8 protein-coding genes are annotated in these 10,133 nt (G+C 59.1%); 5 read left to right on the forward strand and 3 right to left on the reverse strand.

Features of this window, described 5'->3' with window-relative positions; genetic code table 11:
* Positions 1-1,071: alanine dehydrogenase (gene ald, locus A5483_RS10860; protein ID WP_063811818.1), on the reverse strand; the 1,071-nt coding region annotated here is incomplete at its 3' end.
* Positions 1,072-1,357: 286 nt separating this feature from the next.
* Between ald and A5483_RS10865 the strand changes: the two genes are divergently transcribed.
* Positions 1,358-2,857: an amino acid permease gene (locus A5483_RS10865; protein ID WP_063811819.1), complete on the forward strand. Its 1,500-nt coding sequence runs from the start codon at positions 1,358-1,360 to the stop codon at positions 2,855-2,857.
* Between the two features lie 125 nt (positions 2,858-2,982).
* On the opposite strand, the gene A5483_RS12505 is transcribed toward A5483_RS10865, so the two are convergent.
* Positions 2,983-3,717, reverse strand: coding sequence for a hypothetical protein (locus tag A5483_RS12505; RefSeq protein ID WP_233501002.1), 735 nt, complete (start codon positions 3,715-3,717; stop codon positions 2,983-2,985).
* A 145-nt stretch (positions 3,718-3,862) separates the two neighbouring features.
* A complete protein-coding gene (locus A5483_RS10875) occupies positions 3,863-3,994 on the reverse strand; it encodes a hypothetical protein (RefSeq protein WP_002549043.1) in 132 nt (43 codons plus the stop codon).
* A gap of 276 nt (positions 3,995-4,270) precedes the next feature.
* On the opposite strand from A5483_RS10875, the gene A5483_RS10880 reads away from it, so the two are divergent.
* From A5483_RS10880 to A5483_RS10895, 4 genes are all read left to right on the forward strand, one after another.
* On the forward strand, positions 4,271-5,428 hold the full coding sequence (locus A5483_RS10880; RefSeq protein ID WP_063811823.1) for a L,D-transpeptidase: 1,158 nt from the start codon (positions 4,271-4,273) through the stop codon (positions 5,426-5,428).
* A gap of 270 nt (positions 5,429-5,698) precedes the next feature.
* Positions 5,699-7,165, forward strand: a complete 1,467-nt coding sequence (locus A5483_RS10885; RefSeq protein WP_063811820.1) for a septal ring lytic transglycosylase RlpA family protein — start codon at positions 5,699-5,701, stop codon at positions 7,163-7,165.
* Positions 7,166-7,450: 285 nt separating this feature from the next.
* Positions 7,451-8,737, forward strand: coding sequence for a citrate synthase (locus tag A5483_RS10890; RefSeq protein WP_063811821.1), 1,287 nt, complete (start codon positions 7,451-7,453; stop codon positions 8,735-8,737).
* A 233-nt stretch (positions 8,738-8,970) separates the two neighbouring features.
* Positions 8,971-9,996 (forward strand): adenosine deaminase, encoded by a 1,026-nt coding sequence (locus A5483_RS10895; RefSeq protein WP_002549036.1) that lies wholly within the window; start codon positions 8,971-8,973, stop codon positions 9,994-9,996.
* Positions 9,997-10,133: the final 137 nt, after the last annotated feature.

Below are 10,133 nucleotides of genomic sequence, written 5' to 3' on the forward strand. Positions count from 1 at the left end.
CTCACCCACCGGCGCACTCACCAACCTGCCACCATGAGTCGCCAAACCACGCCGAAGCTCACCACGCAACCCACACGCACCCCTCCAACCCTCATCAGCCAACAACACCACATACCGCATCGTCGCATTCGTCAACGCATACGTCGACGTATGCGGCACCGCACCCGGCATATTCGCCACACAATAAAACACCGAATCCCCCACCACAAACGTCGGATCCGCATGCGTCGTCGGATGAGAATCCTCAAAACACCCACCCTGATCCACCGCAATATCCACCAACACCGACCCCGGCCTCATCCCCAACACCATCTCATGATCAACCAAATGCGGAGCCCGAGCACCAGGCACCAACACCGACCCAATCACCACATCAGAAACACCACACGCCTCCCCCACCGCCAACGGACTCGAAAACTGCGTACGAATACACCCACCCGACACCTCATCGATATAACGCATCCGCGCCACATCCACATCAAACACCGTCACATCAGCACCCATACCCACAGCCACCCGAGCCGCACACAACCCAGCCACACCACCACCAAGCACACTCACCCGACCACGACGCACACCCGAACCACCACCCAACAACACACCACTACCCCCAGCAGACTGCAACAAACAATTCGCACCCACCTGAGCAGCCAACCGCCCCGCAATCTCCGACATCGGAGACAACAACGGCAACGACCCATCACCCAACTCCACCGTCTCATACGCAATCGACGTCACCCCACGCCCCAACAACTCACGCGTCAACGCCTCATCAGCAGCCAAATGAAGATACGTAAAAAGCACCAACCCCTCATGCAACCGCCCATACTCCTCCGCCACAGGCTCCTTCACCTTCAACACCAAATCAGCGTCATCCCACACCGACCCCACATCACCCACAATCCGAGCACCAGCACCCACAAAATCCGAATCCGAAATACCCGAACCCACACCAGCACCAGACTCAATCAACACCTCATGCCCACGACCAACCAACACATGAACACCCGCCGGCGTAATAGCCACACGAAACTCATTATTCTTCACCTCAGCAGGAACACCAACACGCATCACACTTCTCCTAACACTAAACCCACCAACACCATCGTCAGAGGGGGTCAGCATCGGCGCTGATCCATAACTGATCTTACGCGTCATCCCATGCCACTGTCTCAGTAATCCCATCACAAGAAGCACAGACCAACCCGCCGCCCCTCATACTGTGATACCTGCCACATCTGAACGTCTTTTTATCGATTACTGGCCCTGGTGAACCTCTAAATCGTCTAAACTCATGCTGGTTCCTTGTTCAGCAACGACGCGAACAGGGAGCTCCGTCGATACCGGGAGTGGGTAGATGAGTCACATAGATAGCGCCACCCAGGCCACAGCTCCAACTGGGGAGCCGACTGAAGAGCTCCAACTTCAGCGCGGCCTCAAGAATCGGCATCTCCAGCTCATCGCCATCGGTGGTGCCATCGGGACCGGGCTCTTTCTAGGGTCCGGGAAGACTATCTCCCTAGCGGGGCCGTCTATCTTGCTGGTCTACCTCATCATCGGAGCAGTGCTCTTCTTCGTCATGCGGGCCATGGGGGAGCTACTGCTGTCGAACCTGGCTTACAAGTCCTTCGCCGACTTCGCAACAGACCTCATTGGCCCAGGAGCCGGGTTCTATATGGGGTGGACGTACTGGATGTGTTGGGTCGTCATAGGTAATGCCGACACCATCGCGATGTGCGGATACTTGGCTGCCTGGTTCCCTCATCTCGACAAATGGATACCCGCCACATGCATCGTCTTACTATTGACCTGTCTCAATATGGTCGCGGTAAAACTTTTTGGTGAGATGGAATTTTGGTTTGCGATGATTAAGATCGTCACCATCATCGCGTTAATCCTTGTCGGTGGCTACCTTGCAATCACCGGGTTCCAGCCACCCCGCAGCGGGGTCCCGGCCGCGTCATTTTCTCATTTGTGGGACCGTGGCGGGTTCTTCCCCACCGGATTCATGGGGTTCATAGCAGGTTTCCAGATCGCCATCTTCTCGTTTCAAGGTATTGAGATGGCGGGCACCGCAGCAGCGGAGACGGCCGACCCCGAGCACAATCTTCCTAAAGCTATCAACTCGATTCCGGCTCGTGTCCTTATCTTCTACGTATTAGCCCTAGGGGTCATCATGGCAGTGGAGCCGTGGGATCTCATCAATCCACAGGCAAGCCCCTTCGTTGAGATGTTTAGCTTTATTGGAATCCTCATTGCTTTCCATATCGTTAACTTCGTTGTGCTCACCTCCGCTGCATCATCAGCGAATTCGGGAGTTTTCTCTACCTCTCGAATCCTCTACGGACTAGCGCGCGAGAAGGACGCCCCGCCGGTCTTCGCGAAGCTATCCACTCGTCATATTCCTCGTAATGCCCTCATCCTCACCGCAGTGTGCATTGCGCCAGCCATCGTCCTTGTCACCCTCGAAGACTCAGTCATGGATGCTTTTTCCCTCGTCGCAGGAGTCTCATCGGTGCTCTATCTGTCGGTGTGGGGACTCATTCTGGTCTGCTACCTCAAATACTTGGGTAAGCATCCAGACCGTCATGCCGAATCAGCCTTCAAGATGCCCGCTGGTCGTGCGATGTCATGGTTCGGCATCATCTTCTTCATTACCATCCTCGTCATGCTGAGTTTCTCGGCAGATTCGCGTCGAGCCCTTATCGCCGCTCCGGTCTGGGTGGTATTTATGGTGGTGTTATACCGCCTCTTGGCTTCTACGCGTGCGGATCACACTCGTATCAATTTCGACGCTGAGAGAATCCGTGCCCTCGAGGAGCTCCACCGCGCGCAGGAGAACGAGCACCAGGCCTGACCGCACATTCTCATATACCTGTCCAGCATGGGCATGCCGGCCTCCACACTCCCGATGCTAGGCACCGCAAGATGTGTCTGGGCCGCCCCGCCACGACGACAGGACGGCCCAGAATCGTTCAGCTATCAGGACACTTTGGGGATATTGACTGGTTCACCAAACTTAGACATTGACACGTCCATGGCGGCACTCCTACCGTCAACACTCGCATCCAACTTCATTCCGACGACCCTCTTGGAGTCGTCAAGCCAGTAGGTGGCTTTTACGCTCTCTTTGCGGGCGGCTGCCGTTTTCCCCCCACCCAGCTTGGCAGGATCGAGGACGACGTCGAACCGGTGCCCACGGGGCTCCTGGCCCACATAGGTCACTGAATCGATGGCCTTGCTGGATGTACGGAGGGTCTCAGCGATGTCTGCTAGCCCCATGCCATCACCACTGTGAGGAGACTTGACCCACTTCGAGCCGCTCTTTTTGTAAATATCCTTGCCGATGACGACAACTTCAACCTTTTTACCCTCGCCGGGCTCGGACATCAACATGTGGGCCTTGGGCTTGGCCTGATCACGACCGTCATAGTCGGAGGACAGCTTGATGGTGTGCTTCTCCCCCGACTCTGCGAAGTTCGTGGAACCATCCATGTGATACATGGTCATCTTCTTCACACTGCTGATCAAAGCACTAGAAAAGTCGTTTTTATTGATCTTTCCCTTAGTGAAAAGCAGATCAGAGGAGGGGCTGGGGGTAGCACTAGCGGACGCACTCATCGCCTTGCCAGCGGTCTTCGCCCCATCGTCGTGACCACCACATGCCGCCAGAGACACGCTCGCCGCAGCTACCATGGCGATGGCTGTAACCTTCACGGGAGTTCCTGAAATAAGTCGCATAAGAATCACGGCCCGAGAAATGCCGTCCTTTCTGTGAGAATGCGTGTATATACTTGCAAGGCATGACAAGCCCGAAAACTGGCATCGGACAGCCCGCCAGTTAGCAACCTACCCGACTGACTCAGCCCAGCAAGCAGTACCACCAGAGGGCGATAATGGCGACCCCGATGATCGTCACAACAACGACGATAAGCCACGTCAGCCAGTCAGGGCGCTTGCGCACCGCGAGCTGTTCATCACTGCCATTCCGCATAGGAACCTCCGGGACCGGGTCGTACGAGGGGTGCTCCTACCAGAGTAGCCTCACCTCACAATCCCCCGATCCCACCGATCAGCGTCCAGTGAACGATGTTCCAGATGACGCATCGGCGTTTAGGGAGTCGTCCGTGCCGCGCTGTACCATGTGTCCCGTTCATCTTCCGCTAGAAATGGGCCAGAGTTCTCATTTCGTGCACACAAGTATGGAGGTACTGTGCCATCGAGACTCACCCGTCGTTCGGTTTTGGCCACAGGTGCCGTCGCTCTGCCAATGACCGCCGCCGCCTGCGCCAAGACCTCCCTTGGTGAGGATGGTTTTGGCTCCAAGGGGAAGTCGGCCGCCCCGACGCCCACCCCCACCCCGACCCCCGCTGCTCTGACGATCACCGCAGATCACCCGATCACCGAGCTCCAGCCAAGTGATGCGCTGAAATTTGCCGTCGCCAACGGAGCCCTCAAGGACGTCAAGGTCACAGACCCCGAGGGAAACGAGGTCACGGGCACCCTCAAAGACGCAGTGTGGACCCCGTCGAAACCCTGGACCCTCAACACCTCTTACACCGTCACTGCAACCCTCTCGAATACCGATCCCCATGCCGGTTCGACGACGACGGCGACCAAGAAGATCAAGAGCGTTGATGGCGACGTCAACGTCGTCGAGATGCTCTATAGCGACGCCTCGGTTGGCATCGCCATGCCTGTCATCATCAAGTTCAAGCACGAGGTCGTTGGCGCTGGCATGCGCGCCAACATCCAGAAGGCCATGCAAATCGATGTCTCCCCAAAGCAAGAAGGATCGTGGGGATGGCTCGACCACTCCCAGTTGATGTGGCGCCCCAAGGACTTTTGGAAGGCCGGCACAAAGGTCAGCGTGCGCGGCAAACTCACCGGCCTGCCAACCTCTAGCCACCGCTGGGCCACCCGCGACATTGAGGGCTCCTTCCAGGTCGGCGATGCGCGAATCGTCAAGATCTATATCGACAAGCACAAGATGGACGTCTTCCAGAACGGCAAAATTGTGCGCACTATCCCGGTGACTACCGGTAAGCCCGGTGCAAGCACCACTACTCGATCTGGTACCAAAGTCATCATCGAGCGCAATGCCACCAGGATCATGGACTCCTCGACGGTTGGCATCCCTAAAGGGAGCTCGGATTATTACCACCTCAAGGTCAAGTACGCTATGCGCGTCACCTACACGGGTGAGTTCATCCACGCCGCGCCGTGGTCCGAACGCTCTCAGGGCAGCGCCAATGTCTCGCATGGCTGCGTCGGCTTATCCACCGAGGCCGCCAAGTGGCTGTACAACTTCTGCGCCGCCGGTGATCCCGTCATCAATTCAGGTTCGAACCGGCAGTTCAAGCCAAGCGAAGGCATCGGCTGCTGGTGCTATGACTGGAGCAGTTGGCAAAAGCTCAGCGCAGTCTGAGTCATTCCCCTCATACCTGGCGAAACCCTCTACCTCGATGCAAGGTAGAGGGTTTCATCATATCAGGGCGTACCCGCCGCTTGACGGCTCCTTTTGGCTCCATTCCGCGGTTTTGGCCACCATCGGCGGTGGCATACCGCCAGTCGACGCGACACGCTCAAACCCTCAACGTCTTTGAGGCAACCGGCCGTGAATTCCTAATGTCCCATCCGTCCCGGAAACGCCGGGATCGAAGCCCCGATGCCTTTAACGGCGAGAGGAAGTCACACCGTGATCCGCCCCAAGCGCTCAGTCCGAGGTGCTGCCGCCACCATCGCCCTCACCTCCGGGATCGGCGTTGTTGCACCGGCCGTTATTGGCTCGGTTGCGCACGCAGCAAATACGCAAACGATGTATACGACCGCGGACGTCAACGTGCGGTCTACCTCCGCCAACTCCGGCAAGGTGCTCACTGTCGTAGCACGAGGCCAGTCGGTGCAGGTCACCGGAGAGAAGGTGCGCGGGTGGGTCCCCGTCGCCGTCAATGGCACCACCGGCTGGATCTACCAGCGATTCCTCACCGAGAAGAACATCCTCCCGGTGCACTTTGGTTCCGATTCCCTTCCCGACACCATGATCGCCACTGTTCCGGTTAACGTCCGTGGCGACTCTGCTAGTGCAGGCAAGGTCCTCACCGTTGCCGAGCGCGGTCAACAGGTGCAGGTCACCGGACGTCCCGACGGCGGTTGGGTCCCGGTCTCCGTCAACGGCAAGTCCGGATGGATTTACGGACGCTACCTCACCACTGGGAAAGCACCTGCGACCCCCGCCAAGCCGAAGACGGGCACCAAGAACGATTCTTCGACCAGCCGCAGCCAGAGGCGTCCAGCCCTTGACAACGCCGCCACACACACCACCAGCGGGCTCAACGTGCGCACTGCCCCCTCGCCGTCCGGGCAAGTTATCAACCAGCTTGCCAGCGGCGCAGGCGTCCAGGTCACCGGCGAAGTCCACGGCAACTGGGTCCAAATCCGCGCCAACGGTCACACCGGCTGGGCATACCGCACCCACCTCACCGGCGACGTCCCAGCCGCCCAACCCATCAAACACGCTGAGCCCGCTAAGCCCAGTGCCCCCGCTAAGCCAAGCAGGCCAGCCAAGGATGACGCCCCCATCCACACCACCAGCGGCGTCAACATGCGCACCGCCCCCTCGCCGAAGGCCAGGACCATCACCGCCCTCGCCGAAGGGACCGGAGCCCGCGCCACCGGCGAAGTCCACGGCAACTGGGTCCAAATCCGCGCCAACGGTCACACCGGCTGGGCATACCGCACCCACCTCACCGGCGACGTCCCAGCCGCCAAGGTGGACACTCCTTCTCGTAACAAGCACACGGGGAGCGATACCAGCCGCGACAAGGTTCGCCCGCCGCGTCATGATTCCAGCAACGGTGACTCGGACAGGAACTCCGGTCGCGTCGCCGGCCGCTGCATTGCCTCGTTCTACGACGAGCCGCAGACGACCGCCTCGGGCGAGCAGTTCAATCCGAGCGCCATGACCGCCGCCAACAAGACTCTGCCGCTGGGCACCCGCATCCGCGTAACCAACGTTCGTAATGGTCGTTCGGCTGTCGTCCGGATCAATGATCGTGGCCCGTACGTCGCCGGTCGTTGCGTCGACCTGTCGCGTGCTTCGTTCGCCAGGATCGCAGATACCAGCCAGGGGACGGCTCAGATCACCTACACCATCCTCGGCTGAGTCCCACGCCTCGTAGGGGCGGTTCGCCATTGGGCGGGCCGCCCCTACGCGCGTTCACCGAGTGCGGGTTTAGCTGCCCCCAGTGACGAAAACTGTCAGCCGAGCCCTGAACACGCCTCAGCCATGAGAAATATGCCGGTTTCTTGGTGATTTGCTTCCGCTAGCCGTAGCCTGGGTTGTGTCATAGTTCACACCGTGGTGACGCTCGGGAACGAACCCGCAGTGCCACACGTATACCCGGCCACCGGCGACTGTCCGGACGAGGCCGTCAGGAAGGAACGCACGATGGGTTCGAGCGCAAGGTTCGTCGACGAAGACACCCACCTCGATTTCAGCAAGGTTGTCGCTACTGACGGCCAGGTGGGTTACGACATCGCGGGTCTGCTCAACAAGACCGGCAACGTCATGATCGACCCGGGATTCGTCAACACGGCATCCTGCGAGTCACAAATCACCTACATCGACGGCGAGCAGGGAGTTTTGCGTTACCGCGGCTACCCGATCGAGCAGCTCGCTGAACAGTCGACCTTCCTTGAGACCGCCTACCTTGTCCTCTATGGGGAACTACCAAGCAAGGCCCAACTAGACGGCTTCGAGGAGCGTATCCGTCGTACCACCCTCATCGACGAGCGGATGCGTGACCTGTTCCGCTGCTTTCCCCGACGCTCCCACCCAATGCCGGTACTGGCCGCAGGCATCATGGCCTTGTCGACCTTCTCGCAGAAGTCCTCAGGTACAGATCCCGACCAAATCGAGGCAGCCACCACTCGCCTCATCGCCAAGGCTCCAACCCTGGCCGCCTTCGGCTACAAGAACTCGATGGGCCAGCCAACCCTCTACCCCGACAACTCCCTGAGCTACCTCCAGAACTTCATCCGAATGAGCTTCGGTTTCCCAACGGAACCCTACGAGTTTAATGACGAAATCACCCGCGCTCTGGAAACCCTGCTCATCCTGCACGTTGATCACGAGCAGAACTGTTCAACCTCGACGGTCCGCATGGTGGCGTCGTCGGGTGCCAACATGTACGCGGCGGTCGCCGCAGGCGTCAACGCCCTATCCGGTCCGAAGCACGGTGGCGCAAACCAGGCCGTCCTCGAGATGCTGCAGTTCATTCGCGACTCCGGTATGACCACTAAAGAGTTCGTCCGCAAGGTCAAGGACAAGGAATCGGACATCAAGCTGATGGGCTTTGGCCACCGAATCTACAAGAACTACGATCCACGCGCCGCCATCATCAAGAAGCACGCCGACCGCATTATGGAACTCCATACTGGTCGAGAGGATCTTCTCGAGATCGCCAAGGAACTCGAAGAAACCGCGCTGAGCGATGACTATTTCAAGGAGCGCAAGCTCTACCCGAATGTTGATTTCTACACCGGGCTCATCTACGAGGCCATGGGCTTCCCGATGAACATGTTCACCGTACTGTTCGCCCTAGGACGTCTACCCGGGTGGATCGCCCAATACCGGGAGCAGGTTGCGACCGGAGGCAACAAGATTTGGCGGCCACGTCAGATTTTCACTGGGGCTGACAAGCGAGACTACGTGCCGCTCGACAAGCGCGCCTGACGTAAACCGGCCTGGGAGGAAACTCAACCTCCCGGGCCGGCGTGCGTCTGGGGCCTCGTACGCGTGCCCGGCCTTCGCCCAGTACCCCTATCCGATTCCCTGAACCATTTTTGTCAGCTCCCGACACGTCGGATCACCAGGGCGCCCCGACCACCCTCCACTCGGGATTTTTGGTCACCAGACTGCGGTCCGACGCACTCCTGCCTCGGTGCGGCGCCGATAGAATCCAACACATGGATTCGGCCACAGCGATGAATCTCCCCAAGGTCGTGTTGCACGATCATCTGGATGGCGGGCTACGTCCGACAACAGTTTTAGAACTCGCCGCGCAACGAGGCCGCCCCCTCCCCGCACGCACGCCCGAGGACCTCGCCGCCTGGTTCTTTGAGTCAGCCGATTCCGGCTCTTTGACCCGTTACCTTGGCACCTTCACCGAAACCGTTTCCCTCATGCAGGATGCTGATTCTCTCCGGCGCATCGCACGGGAATTCGTGGCAGATATGGCCTCTGACGGTGTTATTTACGCTGAGACTCGGTGGGCCCCCCAACAGCATTTGGCAGGTGGGTTAACCGCTGTAGCGGCCACCGAGGCCGTCCAGGCCGGCCTAGTAGAGGGGATGGAATCTGCATCGCGGTCGGGCACGACGATCATTGTCCGCCAAATCCTGTGCCTCATGAGGCATCTCGACGTCCCTGAAGATGTGGTGGATCTCGCTGTCAACCATGCCCCGGGAGTCGTTGGCGTCGACATTGCTGGGCCGGAGGATGGTTTTCCGCTGGCTCCGTTTACTAACGCACTCACGCGCATCCAAGCGGCCGGAATCCACCTCACTGTTCATGCCGGCGAGGCCGTTGGACCGGAGTCGATTCTCGACGCCCTTGATCACGGGGCAGAGCGTCTCGGCCATGGGGTGCGGATCATTGAGGACCACAACGAATCCGAATGGGGCCCGACAGCCCAGCGAGTGTTGTCGAATCAGGTGCCGTTGGAGGTGTGCCCAACGTCGAACACCCAGACCGGTATCTGTCACAAGGTTGCCGAGCATCCGCTATCGACGCTGTGGCCTGCCGGATTCAATGTCACGGTGAGCTGTGATAACCGCCTCATGAGCCGCACAACGACGTCTCGAGAGATATCGCTGGTCTCGCAGGCACTCTGCTGGAACCGCGACGACGCCCTAGCCGTCCAGCGCAATGCGCTGCAGGCAGCCTTCTGTTCTCAAGACGATAAGCAGTCTCTCGTTCACCTGTTGGTCTGAGCGCACCACAGAAGACATGGTGGTGGGGGTGGTGTGCCACCCCCACCACCACGAACCTCACAACACCTCCGAAACCCCCACAGACTCAATACCCAACGCCTCACCCACCGGCGCACTCACCAACCTGCCACCATGAG

The organism is Cutibacterium namnetense, assembly GCF_001642025.1.
Classification (GTDB): Bacteria; Actinomycetota; Actinomycetes; order Propionibacteriales; family Propionibacteriaceae; genus Cutibacterium; species Cutibacterium namnetense.

Excerpts from the sequence above, each read along its gene's own strand:
- A5483_RS10865 (WP_063811819.1), top strand. The coding sequence starts at position 1,358 with ATGAGTCACATAGATAGCGCCACCCAGGCCACAGCTCCAACTGGGGAG.
- A5483_RS10875 (WP_002549043.1), bottom strand. The coding sequence starts at position 3,994 with ATGCGGAATGGCAGTGATGAACAGCTCGCGGTGCGCAAGCGCCCTGAC.
- A5483_RS10880 (WP_063811823.1), top strand. The coding sequence starts at position 4,271 with ATGACCGCCGCCGCCTGCGCCAAGACCTCCCTTGGTGAGGATGGTTTT.
- A5483_RS10890 (WP_063811821.1), top strand. The coding sequence starts at position 7,451 with ATGGGTTCGAGCGCAAGGTTCGTCGACGAAGACACCCACCTCGATTTC.
- A5483_RS10895 (WP_002549036.1), top strand. The coding sequence starts at position 8,971 with ATGGATTCGGCCACAGCGATGAATCTCCCCAAGGTCGTGTTGCACGAT.